Origin of the sequence: Streptomyces sp. NPDC087270, assembly GCF_044744625.1 — a bacterium.
In the GTDB taxonomy this organism is placed as follows: Bacteria; Actinomycetota; Actinomycetes; order Streptomycetales; family Streptomycetaceae; genus Actinacidiphila.
Genome location: NZ_JBIUYR010000014.1, coordinates 57346 through 74379, shown reverse-complemented (window position 1 = coordinate 74379; position 17034 = coordinate 57346). Strand labels below are relative to the sequence as shown.

The following is a 17034-nucleotide window of genomic DNA, read 5'->3' as shown; positions in this document are numbered from 1 at the left end:
AGTCAGAGAATCGGTGTCGGGACAGGGGCGGACGGGGCGGGTGGGGGTGCCGGTGGGGATCGGGTGCGGGATACGGGCGCAGGGTCGGACGCGGTGGCGGGAATCGGGTCGGGCACGGTGGCGGGAATTGGCTCGGGGTCGGGTCGGGCTCGGGATGGGATCGGGCGCCCGGCGGGGTGGCGGGCGGTCGGGCGTAGGCTGCGGGAAAGGTGAACGTTCAGCCATTGCATGGGCATGGACGCGGGAGGACGGGGAGGCGGCCGATGGCGGGCAGCATGGGGAGGCCGCGGCGGGCGCTGTGGATCACGGCCGCGGCCGGACTCGCGGTGGACCAGGTGACGAAGGCCGTCGCCGCGGTGGCCGTGGAGGGCAAGCAGCCGGTGCACGCGCTGGGCGGCGGCGTGACCTTCACCGCCTTCCGCAACTCCGGCGCGGCCGGGTCCTTCGCCCCGCACGCCACCCTCGTCTTCACGGTGCTGGCCGTCGGCGTGCTCTCCTTCATCACCTGGGCGTCCTCGTCCGTGCGCTCGGTCGGCTGGGCGGTCGGGCTCGGGCTGCTCTTCGCCGGCGCCGGCGGCAACCTCGCCGACCGGCTCTTCCGCCACCCCGGGTTCGGCCGCGGCGCCGTGCTGGACTTCATCCAGATCGGTCACTCCGGGATCTTCAACCTCGCCGACCAGTGCGTGACCTTCGGCGCGCTGACGATCCTGGTGCAGACCTTCCGCGGGGTCCCGATGCGGGCGCCCGGCCCGGCGCACTGACCCTCGTCCCGCCGAACCGGCCCTGGACCGGGGCCGGTTCGGGCCGGATCACCTGCCGGCCGCTCCGCGGCGCAGGACCAGGTGACTCCACGACACCCCGGGGCGGCCGTGCGGGTCCGGCCGCTCGCTGCGGTGGACCCGGCGCAGACCGTGGTCGCGGCCGAGCCGGACCGTCTCGTCCGCCGAGACGTCGAACATGCGCCGGCCCGCCGGGACCGGGCCGTGCCGCAGCGACAGCACGACCTGCCCCTCGGCGGCGAGCAGGCCGGCGAGCGCTCCCATCGCCGCCGTCCGCTGGCCCGCGTCGAGATGCATCCACACCGCGGTCAGCAGGATCAGCTCGAAGCGCCGCTCGGGTCCGTCGCCGCGCCCGCGCAGCGCCGGGAGGCCGGGCAGCGCGTCGTCGACCCACTCGATGTCCTGGTCGGCATGGATCTTCCGGCCCAGGGCGCGCAGTTCCGCGGTCGGTTCGACGGCGACGACCCGGTGCCCCAGCGCGGCCAGCGCGGCGGCGTCTCGGCCGCTGCCCGCGCCGATGTCCAGGACCGTGGCCGGCCGGGTCGGCAGCAGGTGCAGCGTGTCGCGATGGACGTCGGCGAAGGACACGCTCTCGTACTGCCCGGCGAGCGTCTCGGCGGCTTCGGCGTAGCCCGCGGTGGTCGGCATCTGCCGCGCATCGATCATCGGCACAGCGTAGATCGCGCGGCGCGGGCCGGAAAAGGCGCTCGGCGCGGGTCGTTCCACGACGGGATCGGGGAGCCGTCAGCCGTTCGAGGCGTCGTCCGGGGCGGTCCAGACGTCCGGGCCGCCGCCGTGCCACACGAACAGCTCGGGGTCGTCGAGGCTGACCGCGTCCGGGTCGAGGCCCGCGCGGCGAAGGAACTCCAGCAGGTCACCGGGGCTGCGGGCGAGTCCGAGCGTCTCCCGGCCGACCCGTATCCGGCGGCCGGCGGGGGCCGGCGGTTCCACGATGACCTGAGTTCCGCGTTCCTCGTCCATGCCCCCAGCCTGCCCATGCGGCGCCACGTGTGCATGTCGACCCGGTAACGACCCGGGGCCGACCACGTGCGCGCCGGGCGGTCAGGGCAGCGGGCCGAAGGCGCGGCGGTACGCCTGGGGGCTGACGCCGGTCGTGCGCTTGAAGCGGTCGCGGAAGGCGGTGGGCGACCCGAACCCGACCTGGGCGCCGATGCGTTCGACGGAGTGCGCGGTGGTCTCCAGCAGGTGCTGGGCCTGCCGGACCCGGGCCCGGTGGAGCCACTGGAGCGGGGTGACGCCGGTCTGGTCGCGGAACCGCCGGATCAGGGTGCGGGTGCTCAGGCCGGCCCGCGCGGCGATGTCGGCGAGGGTCAGCTCGCGCCCCAGGTCCTCCTGGAGCCAGCCGAGCAGCGGTTCGAGCGCGGAGCCCTGCGGCGTGGGCGTGTGCGGGTGCACGATGAACTGCGCCTGGCCGCCCTCGCGTTCGAGCGGCACCACGGACAGCCGCGCGGCGTCGGCGGCGACGGCGGAACCGTAGTCGGAGCGGATCATGTGCAGGCACAGGTCCAGGCCGGCGGCCGCGCCCGCCGAGGTGAGGATCTGCCCGTTGTCGACGTAGAGGACGTCGGGGTCCACCTCGATCTGCGGGTGGGTGGCGGCCAGCAGATCGGCGGCCACCCAGTGCGTGGTCGCGCGCAGGCCGTCCAGCAGGCCGGTCGCGGCGAGCGGGAAGGCCCCGGTGCAGAGGGAGGCGATCCGGGTGCCGTTCTTCGCGGCGGCGCGCAGCGCGTCGCGGACGGCGGGGCTGATCGGCGCCGCGGGGTCGGCGGTGCCGGGCACGATGATCGTGTCGGCGGCGGCCAGCGCGTCCAGGGCCCAGGGCGCGGTCAGGGTGAAGGTGCCGGCGTCGACCTGGGGCCGCTCGGCGCAGACGCGTACCTGGTAGGCCGTACGCCCGTCGGGCAGCCGGGTACGGGCGAACACCTCCAGCGGCGTGGACAGGTCGAAGGGGATCACCTGGTCCAGCGCGAGTACGGCGACGGTGTGCATGTCCAGAAGGTACCTCCCCGCCGGGCAGTCTGATCCGGGACCCCGCTCCCGGAGTGGAGCAGGAGTGCAGTTCAGCCGGTCTTCCCGCCTCTCGCACGGCCGTTGGCGATTTTCCGTTGAAAGGTGTCGTTCGTGCCACTGGGGTGGCGGCCGGGCGGCCCCTAGCGTCGGAGGCGAACCGGCGCCGGCCGGCCACTTGATCCCGAAGCACCTGCTCCTGAAGGAAGTTCCATGCACGTCCTGATCGACCTGCCGCCCCCCGCGGGCTCCCTCGCCCTGACCGACGGCTCAGCCGCCGGATGCCCTCGCGCGGCCACGACCAAGGCCAAGGCCACGACCAAGGCCACGACCAAGGCCACGACCACGGCCGCCGGGAGCATGGGACGCCGGCCGTGACGAAGGTCTTCCTCTCCCTGCACGTCCTGGCGGCGCTGCTGTGCATCGGGCCGGTCACCGTCGCCGCGAGCATGTTCCCCCGCGCGCTGCGGGCCGCCCACGGCGAACCGCGCGACGACCAGGCCGTGACGACCCTGCGGATGCTGCACCGCATCTGCCGCGTGTACGCCGCGATCGGCGTCGCCGTCCCCGTCCTCGGCTTCGCCACCGCCGGCAGCCTGGGCGTCCTGGGGACAGGTTGGCTGATCGCGTCGATCCTGCTGACGGCGGCGGCCGCCGCGGTCCTGGCGCTGCTGATCCTGCCCGCCCAGGACCGCGCGCTCGATGCCGCCGAGGACGCCGAACCCGGCCCGGTCACCCGGGTCGCCGGCCGGCTCGCCTCGCTCACCGGCGTGTTCAACCTGCTGTGGGCCACGGTCACCGTGCTGATGATCGTCCGCCCCGGTTCCACGACGGGGGCATGAGGATGCGTCCACGGTCCCTGCGTATCGCCGCGCACGTCGAACTGGTCTCGCTGGCGGTCCTGTTGGCGAACCTCGCCACCGCCCACCTCCAGCCGGTCTCCTCGCTGGTCGGTCCCACCCACGGCTGCGCGTACCTGTTCGTGGTGGTCACGACCTGGCGCCTGCGGGCGGCCGGCGGCACGACCAGGGCCGTCGCGTTCGTGCCCGGCGTCGGCGGCCTGCTCGCACTGCGGCGGCTCGCGCACGCCGCGGGGTGACGCGGCGTCAGCCGGGTTCGAGGGCCTTGGCGTAGACCGAGGAACTGCGGCGCACGCTCATGCCGAGGTGCTCGTAGAGGGTCAGCGCGCCGGTCGCGGAGTGGGTCCACAGGGTGCAGCCGATTCGGCCGCGCTGGTGGAAGGCACGGAAGGTCTCCCGCAGCAGCACCCCCGCGATGCCGCGGCCGCGGTGGTCGGCGCGCACCGCGAGCCGGTCGACGTAGCCCTCGGCCGAGCCCGGCACGTCGAGGGCCACCAGCGCGCCGACCATCTCGCCGCCGGCGAACGCCACGGGCGACATCGCGGGTGCGAACGCGGCCTGCTCGACGGTGAGTCGGGCCCACTCGTCGTACGGCAGCCGGCGCTTCTGCCACTGGCCGAAGGCGTCCTCGACGAGCCGGTGCGCCGCGTGCTCGTCACCCGGGCGGAACGGCCGTACGGTCACGCCCGCGGGCGGTTCGGGCACCTCGGGCTCGTCGGGCACCGCGATGCCCAGCAGCCACTGCGTCACGAACGGCGCGTACCCGCGCGAGAGCAGCAGCGCGACGGCCGCCGCGTCGCAGTCCTCGGCCGGCTGCGCGAGCCGCACCCCGCCCATCAGCCGGGCCCGCGCCTCGGCCCAGTCGAGCAGCAGACCGCCCAACCCCCGCCCGCGGTGGGCGGGATGGACGTCCACCTCGCTGCGGCGGCCGCCGTGCACCCACACCCGGCCGACGAGTTCCGGCTCGGCGCCGGGCCGCGGACCCGGTCCCGGCGCGTGCACGAGCAGCGTGTCGAGCGCCGGGTCCAGATCGGGCAGCGTCAGGCGCGCGGTGACGGCGTCGGCGCCGGTCTCCACGCTGCCGAGCAGGTCGTGCTCGCAGGCGGCGACGAGCCGGTGGATCGCGCCGGCGTCGGCGAGCGTGGCCGGCCGGGCGCGGTACGGCGCGGGAAGCGGCGGAGCCGGCGGGGACGCTGGGGACAGCGGGGACGGGGCCGGATGGGCGTCGGGGGTCTCAGGCATGGGTGCTTCCGCCTCCGTCGTGCGGGGCCGGGGGATCGGCCGGGGGCTGATCGGCCGGCGGATGACCGGTTGGGGCGGCCGAGGTGCCCGCGAGCGCGTAGCGGACGAAGAGCACCGCTTCGACGTCGCCGTGCGGCGCGCTGTAGAGGTGCGCGCGGTCGGCCCGCCAGTGCGCGTACCCGCCGGGGCCGGCGGTGACGGGTGCGGCGGGCTCGCCGACGACGGCGGTGCCGCTGAGCACGTAGAGATGCTCCCGGGTGCCCGGCAGATGGGGGTCCGACCGTTGGACCGCGCCGGCGCGTATGTGGATACGGAACACGTCGGTGATGGCGACCGGGCTCTCGTGCCGCTCGGTGAGCAGCGCGGTGACGGCCTCGCCGCTGGCGTGGGCGCGGGCCCCGCCGGGGGTCAGCAGGGAGCTGAGCGGATCGGCGAGCACCGAACTGAGCGGTGTGCCGAGCGCGGTGGTCAGCGCGTACAGCGTCTCCAGGGTGGGGTTGCGCCGGCCGCCCTCCAGTTCGGACAGCGTCGCCTTGCCGACGCCCGAGCGCCGGGCGAGTTCGGACAGCGACAGCCGCCGCTCCTCGCGCAGGGCCCGCAAACGCCGCCCCACCTGCTCGTTCAGCTCCATCGACCTTCCCGGGGACGCCGGTCCGCGGCCGCAGACGATTGACGGGCGCGCTCCGCTAACTCTAGCGTTCCACATACGGAACGTTCCATACATGGAACGAGTCCCCACCTCGCCTCGCCCCGCGCCCGAGCCCCCGTGCGTTCCGTCCGACCTCCCCGGGAAGCAACCGATGACCACCTCAGCGCCCCGCCGTACCGCCGCGGCCCACATACGCGCGGCCGCGCCCCCGTCCGCGGTCACGGCCGGCCTGGTCACGGTGCTGGTCGGCACCACCAGCTCGGCCGCGATCGTGCTCGCCGCGGCCCGGGCAGCGGGCGCCGACTCGGCCGAACTCGCCTCCTGGATGCTCGCGTTGGGGGTCGGCCTCGGCGCCACCTGCATCGGCCTCTCGCTGCGCTACCGGGCGCCGGTGGTCACCGCCTGGTCGACGCCGGGCGCGGCGCTGCTGGCCACCGGGCTCGCCGGCGCCTCGATGGGCCAGGCGGTCGGCGCGTTCCTGCTCTCGTCCGTGCTCATCCTGGTCAGCGGGGTGACCGGCTGGTTCGCCCGGGCGATGGCGTCGATCCCGGTGTCGCTCGCGTCGGCGCTGCTGGCCGGGGTGCTGCTGGAGTTCGGCACCGGGCTCTTCCGCACCATGCACGGCCACTTCGGCATCACCTTCCCGATGTTCGCGGCCTACCTGCTCGTCCGGCGCATACGTCCGCGGTACGCCGTGCTCGCCGCCCTCCTCGTCGGCATCGCGGCGACCACCGCGGCCGGTGACTGGGGCGGCGCGGCCGGCCACATCCGGCTCACCCCCGCGGTGCCCGTCTTCACCGCCCCCCAGTTCGACTGGCACACCCTGATCGGCGCGGGCCTGCCGCTGTACGTGGTGACCATGGCCTCGCAGAACCTGCCCGGCGTCGCGGTCCTGCGGGGCGACGGATACGACGTCCCGGTCTCCCCGCTGATCGGCTGGACCGGCGCGGCGGGCGCGGTCCTCGCTCCCTTCGGTGCCTTCGCGATCAACCTGGCGGCGATCTCCGCGGCGATCTGCACCGGCCCCGACGCCCACCCCGACCGGGACCGGCGCTTCCTCGCCGCGGTCTGGGCGGGCGTGTTCTACCTGTGCGTCGCGCTGTTCGGCGGGACCATCGGGACGCTGCTGACCGCGATGCCGCAGGCGCTGGTGCTCGGCACCGCGGGGGTGGGGCTGCTCGGCACCATCGGGAGTTCCCTGCACGGTGCGCTGACCGCCGAGGGTGATCGTGAAGCCGCGGTCGTCACTTTCCTCGCGACCGCTTCCGGGGTCACCCTGCTCGGTATCGGCTCCGCCTTCTGGGGGTTGCTCGCCGGGGTCTTCACGATGCTCGTCGCCCGGCTGACCGGACCCTCCCGGGTGCCCCGTCCCGCCGGTTGAGGGACCACCTCCCGGTGGTGGCTGGATGGGGGGTACCTCCCAGGCGAAGCACTGGGGGAGCGCGCGACCAGCAGGTCACCGGGCTGACGCCGGGTTCGGCCCTCGGCCGCAGCGGCGCGTAGCCGAAAACCGTAAGATGGCGGTGCGGCACCCCGTGGGGGGCCGCGCGGCGGTGGGGCCCGCCGTACCCGAACCGCGGTGAGGATGCCGCCAACGGTCCCCGCTTGCGACGCGCACACCCGCATCGCGCCGAGAGGCGCGGGCATGTGCGCCGTACCGATGCGAGTAGGAGACTCACGTGGCAGACCCGCGCCCGCCCCTCTTCGAGGAGCCGGTCGACCCCGACATCGACCTGCATGTCCCGGACCAGCGCACCGAACTGAGCAGGCATCCGGCGGTGGTCATCGCCGTGATCGCGGTCGGCGGTGCGATCGGCGCGTGCGCCCGCTACGGCGCCGCGCGGCTGTGGCCGACCGCGACCGACGCCTTTCCGTGGACGACGCTCGGCGTCAACGTCGTGGGCTGCGCGGTCATCGGCGTGTTCATGGTGCTGATCACCGACGTGTGGACCGCGCACCACCTGGTCCGGCCGTTCTTCGGCACCGGAGTGCTGGGCGGCTTCACCACCTTCTCCACCTACGCGACCGACGTACGCGGCCTGGTCGACCACGGCCATCCGCGCCCCGCGCTGGGCTACTTGGCGCTGACCGTGGCGGCCGCGCTGGTCGCGGTGTGGGCGGGCGCGCAGGCGACCCGGCGGGTCGTGGCGGCGGCGACGGGCCGGGAGGTCCGGTGAACTGGCTGCTCGTCGTCCTCGGCGCCATGGTGGGCGCCCCGTTGCGCTACCTCACCGACCGCGCCGTGCAGGCCAAGCACGACACCGCCTTCCCGTGGGGCACCTTCGCGGTGAACGTCAGCGGCTGCGCGGTGCTCGGCCTGGTCGGCGGGGCCGCGGCCGAGGGCGCCGCCTCCCCGCATCTGCAACTCCTGCTCGGCACCGGGTTCTGCGGCGCCCTCACCACCTACTCGACCTTCTCCTACGAGACGTTGCGGCTGGTGGAGAACCGGGCCCGCTTCTACGCGGCCGCGAACGTCGTCGGCAGCCTCACCGCGGGACTGGGCGCCGCGTTCACCGGCACCGCGCTCGCCCAGGCGTTCTGGGGCTGACCCCGCCGGCGGGTCCACGGCCGCGGCGCGGTCAGCGCGCCGACACCGGGACGTGCGGGGTGGCGGCGTAGGCCGCGGTGGGGTTCATCGCGGTGCCGTGCACGGAGACCGTGGCGGCGGTGGCGACCTTCACGCAGGCCGGGCCGGAGGACCGTTTCGCCCGGGCCGACCGGCCGGCGGCAGGCGTGGCGGAGCCGTCGGGTCCGTCGAAGGACTCGTCGACGCGGGCGGACCCCTGGGTTTTGGCCTTGCGCGGCGGCGTGTCGTCGGCGATCGCGGCGAAGACGCCCCGGGCGGCGGCCGCCGGGACCACGTGGGCGCCGTCGTCCGGGTCGGGAACCGTCGGCATCGTGGCGTAGTCGACCCGGGCGGAGGGGACCTTGCGCACGTCGTCCGCGAGCCCGATCAGCTTGGGGACGGCGGCCAGACCCGGGTCGACGGTGAGGGACTTGGTGGCCGTGTCGGCCAGCGACAGCATCCCGGCCGGGTCGGTGAGCGAGCCGCTGCGCCGCAGCCGCGTGCCCAGCGCGCTCAGGAAGAGGTGCTGCGCGGACGTACGCCCCAGGTCGCTGCCGTCGCCGAACGCGTGCCGGGTGCGCAGGAACTCCAGCGCGGCCTGGCCGCGCAAATCGTGCCGGCCGCGGGCCAGCTTCAGATGCGAGTAGGGGTCGTACATGTCGCGGTCCACGCAGACCGGCACCCCGCCGACCGCGTCGGACATCCGCACCACGCCCGCGAAGTCGGCCATCACGAAGTGGTCGATGGGGATGCCGGTCAGGGCGTGCACGGCCGCGACGGTGCAGCCGGGACCGTACTGGAGCGAGGAGTTGACCGGGCCGCGGTGCGCGGCGGCGGTCCCGCCCTTCGGGGCACGGCAGGCCGGCAGGTCGGTGACGGTGTCGCGGGGGATGCTCAGCACCGTGGCGTGGGAGCGGTCGGCGGACAGGTGCAGCACCATCGCCACGTCCGCGTTGCGGCCCGGGCCGCAGTCACCGCCGAGCTTGCAGTCCGCCGGGTCCGCGCGGGTGTCGGAGCCGATCACCAGGACGTTCACCGGCGTACGGCCGAAGGCGTCCGGGCGCTCGTGGCCCGCGTTCCCGCCGATGCCGCCGAACAGCGGCATGTCCCGGATGTTGCCGTTCAGCCGCAGGTAGACCAGCGTGCCCGCGCCCGCCGCCACCAGCACCGCCAGCGACAGGCCGAAGGTCAGTCCGCGCAGCAGCCAGTAGCGGCGCCGGACCGCGGCCGGGAGGGGCGGGCGCGCCGGCCACACGGTCTCGCCGCGCGCCGGCCGCCGCCACGGACCGCCGGACGTCCCGCGCTGCTGCTGCCCCTCGGCCATGGTTGTGCACGTCCTCGCGTCCGTCGCCCGCGCACCGGTCGGCCCGCCGCCACCAGCGCAGTTGCAGTATCACCCACGGTGCACGGGAAACCGCGCTCCGTACCGGCGGGGGTGTCGCGCCCGCCCGACGCGCCCTTCGCCCGCCCGCCCGGGCCGATTACGGTGGACGGCACGGCACGGCACGGCACGGGACGAGACGGCGAGACGGTACGGAGGCGGCCATGCGCGACACGGACCCGGGCCCGGACGCGGCCCTGAGCGCCGTCCCGCCGGCGCGTTCCGCCGGGGACGCGGGCGTTGACCCGGCCCCGGACCCGGACTCGGACCCGGCCACCGCGCCCGACAGCCCCGCGCCCGGAACTGCGCTCCCCGCGCCCGGAACCACGCTCCCCGACGCCGCCACCGCGCTCCCCGACCCTGATCCCGACCAGGACCCGGGACTGTTCGGCCCCGACTCCGTGACCTGGCAGTTGCACGGCGACCCGATCATGTGGATCGCCGGCATCCGCGCGCTGTACCTCCAGGCGCTGCACCCGCGCGCGGTGCGCGGTGTCGCGCAGAACTCCGACTTCCGGCGCGACGCGTGGGGCCGCCTGCTGCGCACCGCGTCCTTCGTCGGCCGGATCACCTACGGGACCACGCCCGCCGCGGAGCAGGCCGGGGCCCGTATCCGCGGCATCCACCGCAGGCTGACGGCGATCGACCCCGGCACGGGCGAGCGGTTCGGCGTCGACGACCCCGAACTGCTGCTGTGGGTGCACTGCGCCGAGATCGACTCGTATCTGAACGTCGCGCGCCGCTCCGGGTTCCCGCTCACCGACGCCCACGCGGACGCCTACGTCGACGAGCAGCGCGAGGCCGCCCGGCTGGTGGGCCTCGATCCGGCCGGCGTGCCCGCCGACACCGCGCAACTCGCCCGCTACTTCACCGAGATCCGCCCCGAACTGGCCGTCACCCCCGAGGCGTTCGACGTGGTCCGGTTCCTGAAGGCGCCGCCGGTGCACGCCGTCCTGCGGCCGGCGCGGTTCGCGGTGTGGCCGGCCGTCTCGGGCACCGCCTTCGCCGCCCTGCCGCCGTACGCCCACGCGTTGTACGGGCGGACCGCGCCGTCGCGGGCCGCCGCGGACCGCAGGCTGCGGGTCGCCGGGCGGGCGCTGCGGGCGATCCCGGCCACCGTGCGCTGGCAGTTGCCGCCCGGTCACATCCTCAAGGCGGTCGCCCGGCTGGGCCCCGGCACCCGCCCCTCGGCTCGGCGCCTTCCCCCGAATGAGCCCGAAGTGCCCTGATGCGCTGTCCCCCTATGTCGCCCCGCCCGGCCATACTGGGTGCGGGGAAGCACCGACACGAGCACCGATGAGCACGGGGGCACGGCGCTGATGGAGGCTGGACACCACGACGGACCGTACGGACCCGGCGGCGCGGCACCGACCGCCGGCGCGGGCGCGGGCGGCGCCACCACCGCCGACCCGGGAAGCAGCGCGGGCACCCGCGCCGACAGCATGCTGATCCAGGGCCGCTACCGGCTGCACGAACTGATCGGCCGCGGCGGCATGGGCGAGGTGTGGCGCGCGCTGGACGAGTCGCTGGGCCGCCGGGTGGCGGTCAAGTGCCTCAAACCGATGGGGCATTCCGGCGACGCGGGGTTCACCCGGGTGCTCCAGGAGCGGTTCCGGCGCGAGGCGCGGGTGGCGGCGGCGCTCCAGCACCGCGGCATCACCGTCGTGCACGACTTCGGCGAGCACGACGGCGTGCTGTTCCTGGTGATGGAACTGCTCGACGGCCGCAACCTGCTCCAGGTCCTCGACGACGCCCGCCGGCACCCGCTGCCGGTCCCCGACATCACCGACATCGCCGAACAGGTCGCCGCGGCCCTCGCCTACACGCACGCCCAGGGCGTCGTGCACCGGGACCTGAAACCGGCCAACATCATGCGGCTCACCGACGGCGCCGTGAAGATCTGCGACTTCGGCATCGCCCGGCTCGGCCACGACATCGGCTTCACCTCCCGCCTCACCGGCACCGGTGTCGCCATGGGCACCCCGCACTACATGTCCCCCGAGCAGATCGGCAACTCCGCCGTCGACCAGCGCAGCGACCTGTACTCGCTCGGCTGCGTGCTGTACGAACTCGCCACCGGGCACCCGCCGTTCGACCTCGGCGACGCCTGGTCGATCCTGGTCGGGCACCGCGACAACATTCCCGATCCGCCGCGCGCCGAGCGCCCCGAGCTGCCGGTGGAGCTGGAACTCCTCATCCTCGACCTGCTCGCCAAGGACCCCGAGGACCGCCCGCAGGACGCCGCCGACGTCGGCGGGCGGCTCAAGGCGATGCGCGCGGGGGACAAGGTGGCGACCGCGACCGGCGCCGTGCCGGACTGGGCGCGGACGCTGAGCACCGGGCCGCAGGCCCGTTCCACCCGGCCCCGTACGCCCGCCGTGCCCGCCCGCCACGAACTGACCGGTGCCTGGTCCACCCGCACCGTCACCGCGTCCGCCGACCCGGCCGCGCTCGCCGAACTCGCCGCCCGCCAGGCCGAGGCCGACGACCTCGGCCGGATCGGCAACTGGCGGGAGTCGTACGAACTGCACACCGCCGTCGCCACCGCCCGCGACCGCGCCCAGGGCACCGAGCACCCCGACACCCTGGCCAGCCGGCACGAAGCGGCCTACTGCCTGACCCGACTCGGCCGGGCCGAGGAGGCGTTGCGGCTGTACGCCTATGTCGCGGAGGTGCGGCGCCGGGTGCTCGGGCCCGACGACGCCGACACGCTCGCCGCGCGGCACGAAGCGGCGTACGCGCTCGGCGCGCTCGGCCGGCACCTGGAGGCCCACCAGGAGTTCTCCGCGGTGCTCGACGCCCGCGAGCGCACCGTCGGCCCCGACCACCCCGACACGCTGCGGTGCAAGCACAACCTCGCCTACAACCTGGCCGAGTTGGGCCGTACGCAGGAGGCGTACACCACTGCCGTCCAGGTCGCCGACGCCCGGTCGCGGGTGCTGGGCGCCGAGCACCCCGAGACGCTCGGCACCCGTTTCGAGGTCGGGTTCACGCTCGGCCGGGCGGGCCGCTGGGCGGATGCGCTGGAGGTCTACCGGGAGGTCGGCGAGGTCCGCGCCCGCGTGCTGGGCACCGAGCACTCCGCCACGCTCGCCGTCCGCTACGAGACCGGCATCTGCCTGACCCGGCTCGGCCGCACCTCCGACGCCCTCGTGCTCTACGAGGACCTGGTCGCCGCCCTCACCCGCACCGCCGGCTCCAGCGACGAGGAGACGCTGCGGGCCCGTCAGGCGCTCGGCGTCAGCCTCGGCCGGCTCGGCCAGTGGGACCGCGCGCTGGCCGAGGCCCGCGACGTGGCCGCGGTCCGGGAGCGCGTGCTGGGCGCCGACCACGCCGACACCCTCGTCAGCAAGCGGGAGATCGCGGTGTGCCTGGGCTGGCTCGGGCGCTGGGGTGACGCCCTGGGCGTCTACCATGACGTCGCCGACGCGCGCGAGGCGCTGCTGGGGCCCGACCACCCCGACACCCTCACCAGCCGCAACGACGAGGCCCGTTGCCTGGAGCACCTCGGCCGCAGCGACGAGGCCCAGGCGCTGTACCGGCGCGTCGCCACCCACCGGGAGGACGGCCCGGAACGCCTCTAGCAGGTCCGTGGCCAGCTGGACTCCACCCGCCCGGCGGGCTGTCTTCGCCCGGGCGCTTCGATCGCCCGGCGGGCTCCCCTCCCCGGTCAGGTGGCGATCGGTGCCAGGACCTCGGCGGTGGCGGCGTGCACGCCGGGGGCCGCGGCCAGGAAGTCGCGGCTGGTCAGGCTCCAGGGCGCGCCGTCGATGTCGGTGACGGTGCCGCCCGCCTCGGCGACCAGCAGCGCACCGGCCACCAGGCCGGAGCGGACGTCGGAGAACTGCCAGAAGGCGTCCATCCGCCCGGCCGCGACATGGATGAGCTGCAAGGTGGCCGGCACCGACACCCGCACCACCAGCCCCGCGACCAGCATCGCGGTGACCGACGCGCCGATCCTGCGGAAGGTGCGCTCGTCCTCGCCCGGCTTCGCCTGGCCGGTGCCGGTCAGGGCGGCGGCGAGGTCGTTCTTGGCGGACACCCGCAGCGGCCTGCCGTCGAGCCGGGCGCCGAGGCCGGCGACGGCCGTGTACGTCGCCCCGGTCAGCGGCAGGTGGACGGCGGTCAGGACCGGCCGGTTGTCGCGCACCAGCGTGGCGGTGACCGCCCAGTCCGGCATGCCGTGCACGTGGTTGATGTTCCCCTCGGCCGGGTCGACCACCCACCACTCGCCCGGCGGCAGCGCCCCACCGGCCAACTCGTCCTCGGCCCACCGCGATCCGGGCCGGGCCGAGAGCAGCGGGGGCATGAGCACGTCCAGGACGGCGGCGTCGTTGGCGTGGATCTCGCCGACGATCTCATCGAGGCCGCTGCCGCGGGCGTCCGCGGTGAAGCGCTCGCGCAAGGTGGCCCCTGCGGCCCTGACGGCGGCGGTCACGGTGTCCAGAAGCGCGCGGTCGAGGTCGGAGGACGGGGCAACGGACATGGGGTTCTCCCTGGGTTGGCATCCGGTCGGAGCGGGGAATCGGTTCCCTCGCCGCCTGCTCTTCGACGGTAGGCAGCACGGCTCTTGACGGCAAATGCATCTTTGGCAGTGGTGGAGTTACCTGTGTGCACTACGTGTTCCGTGCATGGAGATGGCCGTGGAACGCATGGAGAGGGCCGCGGCATCGGGCCGTCGTGCGGGTGCGGGTGCGGGTGCGGGCTTGAGTCTCCCGCCGGGGGAGACCCGAGGATGGGGGCATGAACGGCCCCACGCTCTACTCGATCGGCGAGCTGGCCCGGCGCACCGGGACCACGGTGAAGACCGTCCGGTACTACTCCGACCGCGGCCTGCTGCCGCCTGCGGACCGCAGCCCGGCCGGCTACCGCCGCTACGCCCACGACGCCGTCGCCCGCCTGGACCTGGTACGCACCCTGCGCGAGCTGGGGCTGGACCTCGCGGCGGTCCGGAAGGTGGTGGACCGGGAACTCGCGCTGCCGGAGATCGCCGCGGTGCACGCCGACGCCCTGGACGTCCAGATCCGGGTGCTGCGGCTTCGGCGCGCGGTGCTGGCCGCCGTGGCGGAGCGCGGCGCGACCCCTGAGGAGACCCGTCTGATGTACCGGCTGGCCATGCTCTCCGAGACCGAACGCCGGCGGCTGGTCGGTGACTTCCTCGGTACCGCCTTCGCCGACCTGGCAGGCGACCCGGTGTTCGCCGGCGTCATGCGCTCGATGACCCCCGAACTGCCCGACCACCCCGACGCGGAACAGGTCCGGGCGTGGGTGGAACTGGCCGAGCTCGCGCAGGACCCCGGCTTCCGGGCTCATCTGCGGCAGCTGGTCGAGGAGGAGGCGGCCGGGCACCTTCCGGGCGAACCGCCCATGCTGCACGGCAGTTTGGCCGCGATCGTCCGTGACCAGGTCGCTCCGGCCGTGGCGGCGGGCACCGATCCGGCTGCTCCGCAGGCCGATCCGATCGTCGCGGTCCTCCTGACCCGCTGCGCCCATCTCCTCGACCGGGGTGATGGGAATGGGGATGGCGACAGCGATGGGGATGGGGACGGCGACAGCGGCGACGGTGCCGGGCCCGATCCGCGGCGGCAACTGGCGGCCCGGCTGGAGCGCATGAACGACCCGCGCCGGGAGCGGTACTTCGCGCTGCTCGCGGTGATCAACGGCTGGCCCGCGCCGGAGAGCCTGCGACCGGTGCTCGACTGGGCAGCCCGCGCCCTGCACGCCCGGGCACCGCGATGACGTGGTGGCCGCGGCGCGGTCCCGGAACGGCGGATGCCGCGTCACGTCGTGGCGCCCGCGGATACGATCCCGAGATGAACGCGACCGTCGTGCTCACGGCCCCCGCCACGCCGACCGCGCCGGCACTCGTGCTGCGCCCCTGGTGCGAGGGGGACGCCGCCGCGCTGGTCGAGGCGTACCGGGACCCGGGGATGCGGCGGTGGACGAGCCGCTGTCCGGACAGCGAGGACGACGCGGCGCGGTGGGTGCGGGCCGAGGAACGGGGCTGGGCGCAGGGCGACCGGTTCGGCTTCGCCGTCCTCGAAACGGCGCCGGACGGTGCGCCGCCGGGGCTGGTGGGCAACGTGGTGCTCAAGGACGTCGCGTCCGGTGCGCCCCGCGCCGAGGTCGGCTACTGGACGGTGGCCAGGGCGCGCGGCCGTGGCGTCGCCCCGCGCGCCCTGGAAACGCTCACCGCGTGGTCCTTCGACGTCTTCGGGGCCGCCGGTCTGGAACGCCTCGAACTCCTCCACCAACTCGACAACGCGGCGTCCTGCCGTGTCGCGGAGAAGGGCGGTTACCGTTTCGACCGGCTCCTGCCGGCGGCTCCGCCGGCTTACCCGCTCGACGGCCATCTGCACGTACGGCACGCGGCCGCCTGACCCGGCCCCGGCTCCGTACGCGGGCCGCGCGCCTCACGCCAGGCGTCAGCCTTACGGTGTCAGCGCGGGGCCGGAGCCGGGTCGCCGGCCGGGGCGTCCGCGGTGATGACCGCGAGCGCGTCGACGAGTCGGGCGCGCAGCCAGGCGTGGGCCGGATCGGTGTCGTGGCGGTGGTGCCAGGCGACGACGACCGGGACGGGCGGCAGGTCGAAGGGGAGGGTGCGGGCGCACAGCCCCAGGCCGGTGAGGACGGGGCGGCACACCTTCTCGGCGACCACGGTCACGGCCCCGATCCGGGCGGCGAGGTCGAGGGCGGCACTCGCGGTGGGCAGCGCGGCACACACGTGCCGGCGCAGGCCGAGTCCGGCGAGCGCGTCGTCGACGGGACCGGACAGGTGGCCCCGGCGCGAGACGGTGACGTGCACGGCCTCCGCGAAGCGCGCCGGGGTGATCTCGCCCTCGGCCAGCGGGTGGTCGGGCCGCATGACGGCGACCATCCGGTCCGACCCGACCTCCTCCGCGGCGATCTCCGGCCGGTCGGGCGCGGCGGCCCCGACCTCGACGTCGGTGTGTCCGCGGCTCAGGTCGGCGACGTCGGCGGAGGGTTCGGCGAGGAACCTGATCGAGACCAGCGGTGCCTGCCGGGCGACGGCCGTGATCAGGAGCGGGGCCAACGCGGTCACCAGGGCGTCGTGGCAGCGCAGGGTGAAGGTGCGGTCGAGGCGGGCCGGGTCGAGCGTGGTGACCGGGGTCAGGACCGCGCCGGCGCGCCGCACCAACTCCCGTGTCTCCTGGCGCAGTTCCAGGGCGCGCGGGGTCGGGGTCATGGTGCGCCCGGTGCGGACCAGGATGTCGTCCCCGGTCGCCTTGCGGATACGGGCGAGGGTACGGCTCATCGCCGGCGGGCTCAGATGGAGGCGCTCGGCGGCCGCGGCGACGCTGTTCTCTTCGAGCAGGGCGTCGAGCGCGACGAGCAGATTCAGGTCCACATGCACCAGGGTAACTTCTGGGCTTACAAGAGTGCACTGGCAATCATCTGTCCGGGCGCCTAGCGTCGAAGGCGCAAGCCGAAGCGGTCGAAGCCGAAGCGGTCGAAGCCGAAGCGGTCGAAGTCGAAGTTCGAAGCCGAAGTTCGAAGTCGAGGCCGAT

The 17034-nt window shown here is 74.9% G+C and carries 19 protein-coding genes; 11 read left to right on the top strand and 8 right to left on the bottom strand.

Translation table 11 applies throughout. From position 1 onward, the window contains the following. The first annotated feature begins 263 nt into the window (after window positions 1-263). Window positions 264-761 carry a signal peptidase II gene (locus ACIPAE_RS26270; RefSeq protein WP_328472361.1) on the top strand — a complete coding sequence of 166 codons (498 nt, stop codon included), beginning with the start codon at window positions 264-266 and terminating at the stop codon, window positions 759-761. Window positions 762-809: 48 nt separating this feature from the next. Here the strand turns inward: ACIPAE_RS26270 and ACIPAE_RS26265 are convergent, their stop codons facing one another. The 3 genes from ACIPAE_RS26265 to ACIPAE_RS26255 all read right to left on the bottom strand — a co-directional run bounded on the left by ACIPAE_RS26265 (window position 810) and on the right by ACIPAE_RS26255 (window position 2789). Continuing rightward, complete coding sequence (locus tag ACIPAE_RS26265) at window positions 810-1445, bottom strand: class I SAM-dependent methyltransferase (RefSeq protein WP_402448339.1); 636 nt, start codon at window positions 1443-1445, stop codon at window positions 810-812. 78 nt (window positions 1446-1523) lie between these two features. Continuing rightward, the gene (locus tag ACIPAE_RS26260) at window positions 1524-1760 is read right to left on the bottom strand and encodes a hypothetical protein (protein ID WP_329362323.1); all 237 of its coding nucleotides are present in this window, start codon (window positions 1758-1760) and stop codon (window positions 1524-1526) included. Between the two features lie 81 nt (window positions 1761-1841). Then, window positions 1842-2789 carry a helix-turn-helix domain-containing protein gene (locus ACIPAE_RS26255; protein ID WP_329362321.1) on the bottom strand — a complete coding sequence of 316 codons (948 nt, stop codon included), beginning with the start codon at window positions 2787-2789 and terminating at the stop codon, window positions 1842-1844. A 231-nt stretch (window positions 2790-3020) separates the two neighbouring features. On the opposite strand from ACIPAE_RS26255, the gene ACIPAE_RS26250 reads away from it, so the two are divergent. The 3 genes from ACIPAE_RS26250 to ACIPAE_RS26240 are packed head-to-tail and all read left to right on the top strand — an operon-like array spanning window position 3021 to window position 3906. Then, window positions 3021-3185: a hypothetical protein gene (locus ACIPAE_RS26250; protein ID WP_402448337.1), complete on the top strand. Its 165-nt coding sequence runs from the start codon at window positions 3021-3023 to the stop codon at window positions 3183-3185. Further along, window positions 3182-3649 carry a DUF2269 family protein gene (locus tag ACIPAE_RS26245; protein WP_329373673.1) on the top strand — a complete coding sequence of 156 codons (468 nt, stop codon included), beginning with the start codon at window positions 3182-3184 and terminating at the stop codon, window positions 3647-3649. The genes ACIPAE_RS26250 and ACIPAE_RS26245 overlap by 4 nt, the downstream gene beginning before the upstream one ends. Beyond that, complete coding sequence (locus ACIPAE_RS26240; RefSeq protein ID WP_366410707.1) at window positions 3646-3906, top strand: DUF3817 domain-containing protein; 261 nt, start codon at window positions 3646-3648, stop codon at window positions 3904-3906. The genes ACIPAE_RS26245 and ACIPAE_RS26240 overlap by 4 nt, the downstream gene beginning before the upstream one ends. Window positions 3907-3913: 7 nt before the next feature. Here ACIPAE_RS26240 and ACIPAE_RS26235 read toward each other — a convergent pair whose 3' ends face one another. Together ACIPAE_RS26235 and ACIPAE_RS26230 are read right to left on the bottom strand one after the other, a co-directional pair. Further along, window positions 3914-4909 (bottom strand): GNAT family N-acetyltransferase, encoded by a 996-nt coding sequence (locus ACIPAE_RS26235; RefSeq protein WP_402448334.1) that lies wholly within the window; start codon window positions 4907-4909, stop codon window positions 3914-3916. Then, on the bottom strand, window positions 4902-5540 hold the full coding sequence (locus tag ACIPAE_RS26230; RefSeq protein ID WP_402448332.1) for a helix-turn-helix domain-containing protein: 639 nt from the start codon (window positions 5538-5540) through the stop codon (window positions 4902-4904). Before ACIPAE_RS26230 ends, ACIPAE_RS26235 begins: the two co-directional genes overlap by 8 nt. A 169-nt stretch (window positions 5541-5709) precedes the next feature. Between ACIPAE_RS26230 and ACIPAE_RS26225 the strand changes: the two genes are divergently transcribed. The 3 genes from ACIPAE_RS26225 (at window position 5710) to crcB (ACIPAE_RS26215) (ending at window position 8106) form a co-directional block, all read left to right on the top strand. Continuing rightward, window positions 5710-6939 (top strand): benzoate/H(+) symporter BenE family transporter, encoded by a 1230-nt coding sequence (locus tag ACIPAE_RS26225; RefSeq protein ID WP_366410710.1) that lies wholly within the window; start codon window positions 5710-5712, stop codon window positions 6937-6939. Window positions 6940-7237: 298 nt separating this feature from the next. Further along, the gene (gene crcB / locus ACIPAE_RS26220; protein WP_402448331.1) at window positions 7238-7735 is read left to right on the top strand and encodes a fluoride efflux transporter CrcB; all 498 of its coding nucleotides are present in this window, start codon (window positions 7238-7240) and stop codon (window positions 7733-7735) included. After that, window positions 7732-8106, top strand: coding sequence for a fluoride efflux transporter CrcB (gene crcB / locus ACIPAE_RS26215; protein WP_328472379.1), 375 nt, complete (start codon window positions 7732-7734; stop codon window positions 8104-8106). The genes crcB (ACIPAE_RS26220) and crcB (ACIPAE_RS26215) overlap by 4 nt, the downstream gene beginning before the upstream one ends. 31 nt (window positions 8107-8137) lie before the next feature. Here the strand turns inward: crcB (ACIPAE_RS26215) and ACIPAE_RS26210 are convergent, their stop codons facing one another. Then, window positions 8138-9448 (bottom strand): LCP family protein, encoded by a 1311-nt coding sequence (locus tag ACIPAE_RS26210; RefSeq protein ID WP_402448329.1) that lies wholly within the window; start codon window positions 9446-9448, stop codon window positions 8138-8140. Window positions 9449-9669: 221 nt separating this feature from the next. Here ACIPAE_RS26210 and ACIPAE_RS26205 point away from each other — a divergent pair, with 221 nt between their 5' ends. Next, entirely contained in the window at window positions 9670-10734 is a 1065-nt protein-coding gene (locus tag ACIPAE_RS26205) for an oxygenase MpaB family protein (protein WP_402448327.1), read from the top strand. Between the two features lie 213 nt (window positions 10735-10947). Then, window positions 10948-13089, top strand: coding sequence for a protein kinase domain-containing protein (locus ACIPAE_RS26200; protein WP_329373667.1), 2142 nt, complete (start codon window positions 10948-10950; stop codon window positions 13087-13089). Window positions 13090-13175: 86 nt separating this feature from the next. Here the strand turns inward: ACIPAE_RS26200 and ACIPAE_RS26195 are convergent, their stop codons facing one another. Then, the gene (locus tag ACIPAE_RS26195; protein WP_402448326.1) at window positions 13176-13991 is read right to left on the bottom strand and encodes an inositol monophosphatase family protein; all 816 of its coding nucleotides are present in this window, start codon (window positions 13989-13991) and stop codon (window positions 13176-13178) included. Window positions 13992-14248: 257 nt separating this feature from the next. Between ACIPAE_RS26195 and ACIPAE_RS26190 the strand changes: the two genes are divergently transcribed. Continuing rightward, window positions 14249-15244: a MerR family transcriptional regulator gene (locus ACIPAE_RS26190; RefSeq protein WP_402448323.1), complete on the top strand. Its 996-nt coding sequence runs from the start codon at window positions 14249-14251 to the stop codon at window positions 15242-15244. 74 nt (window positions 15245-15318) lie between these two features. Then, the gene (locus ACIPAE_RS26185) at window positions 15319-15885 is read left to right on the top strand and encodes a GNAT family N-acetyltransferase (protein ID WP_402448321.1); all 567 of its coding nucleotides are present in this window, start codon (window positions 15319-15321) and stop codon (window positions 15883-15885) included. A gap of 59 nt (window positions 15886-15944) precedes the next feature. On the opposite strand, the gene ACIPAE_RS26180 is transcribed toward ACIPAE_RS26185, so the two are convergent. Continuing rightward, window positions 15945-16874, bottom strand: coding sequence for a LysR family transcriptional regulator (locus ACIPAE_RS26180; protein WP_402448320.1), 930 nt, complete (start codon window positions 16872-16874; stop codon window positions 15945-15947). Window positions 16875-17034 lie beyond the last annotated feature (160 nt).

Bases quoted from the DNA above. Each gene is read 5' to 3' on its own strand.
- ACIPAE_RS26270 (WP_328472361.1), top strand. From the start codon at position 264: ATGGCGGGCAGCATGGGGAGGCCGCGGCGGGCGCTGTGGATCACGGCC.
- ACIPAE_RS26265 (WP_402448339.1), bottom strand. From the start codon at position 1,445: ATGATCGATGCGCGGCAGATGCCGACCACCGCGGGCTACGCCGAAGCC.
- ACIPAE_RS26260 (WP_329362323.1), bottom strand. From the start codon at position 1,760: ATGGACGAGGAACGCGGAACTCAGGTCATCGTGGAACCGCCGGCCCCC.
- ACIPAE_RS26255 (WP_329362321.1), bottom strand. From the start codon at position 2,789: ATGCACACCGTCGCCGTACTCGCGCTGGACCAGGTGATCCCCTTCGAC.
- ACIPAE_RS26250 (WP_402448337.1), top strand. From the start codon at position 3,021: ATGCACGTCCTGATCGACCTGCCGCCCCCCGCGGGCTCCCTCGCCCTG.
- ACIPAE_RS26240 (WP_366410707.1), top strand. From the start codon at position 3,646: ATGAGGATGCGTCCACGGTCCCTGCGTATCGCCGCGCACGTCGAACTG.
- ACIPAE_RS26235 (WP_402448334.1), bottom strand. From the start codon at position 4,909: ATGCCTGAGACCCCCGACGCCCATCCGGCCCCGTCCCCGCTGTCCCCA.
- ACIPAE_RS26230 (WP_402448332.1), bottom strand. From the start codon at position 5,540: ATGGAGCTGAACGAGCAGGTGGGGCGGCGTTTGCGGGCCCTGCGCGAG.
- ACIPAE_RS26225 (WP_366410710.1), top strand. From the start codon at position 5,710: ATGACCACCTCAGCGCCCCGCCGTACCGCCGCGGCCCACATACGCGCG.
- ACIPAE_RS26210 (WP_402448329.1), bottom strand. From the start codon at position 9,448: ATGGCCGAGGGGCAGCAGCAGCGCGGGACGTCCGGCGGTCCGTGGCGG.
- ACIPAE_RS26205 (WP_402448327.1), top strand. From the start codon at position 9,670: ATGCGCGACACGGACCCGGGCCCGGACGCGGCCCTGAGCGCCGTCCCG.
- ACIPAE_RS26200 (WP_329373667.1), top strand. From the start codon at position 10,948: ATGCTGATCCAGGGCCGCTACCGGCTGCACGAACTGATCGGCCGCGGC.
- ACIPAE_RS26195 (WP_402448326.1), bottom strand. From the start codon at position 13,991: ATGTCCGTTGCCCCGTCCTCCGACCTCGACCGCGCGCTTCTGGACACC.
- ACIPAE_RS26190 (WP_402448323.1), top strand. From the start codon at position 14,249: ATGAACGGCCCCACGCTCTACTCGATCGGCGAGCTGGCCCGGCGCACC.
- ACIPAE_RS26185 (WP_402448321.1), top strand. From the start codon at position 15,319: ATGAACGCGACCGTCGTGCTCACGGCCCCCGCCACGCCGACCGCGCCG.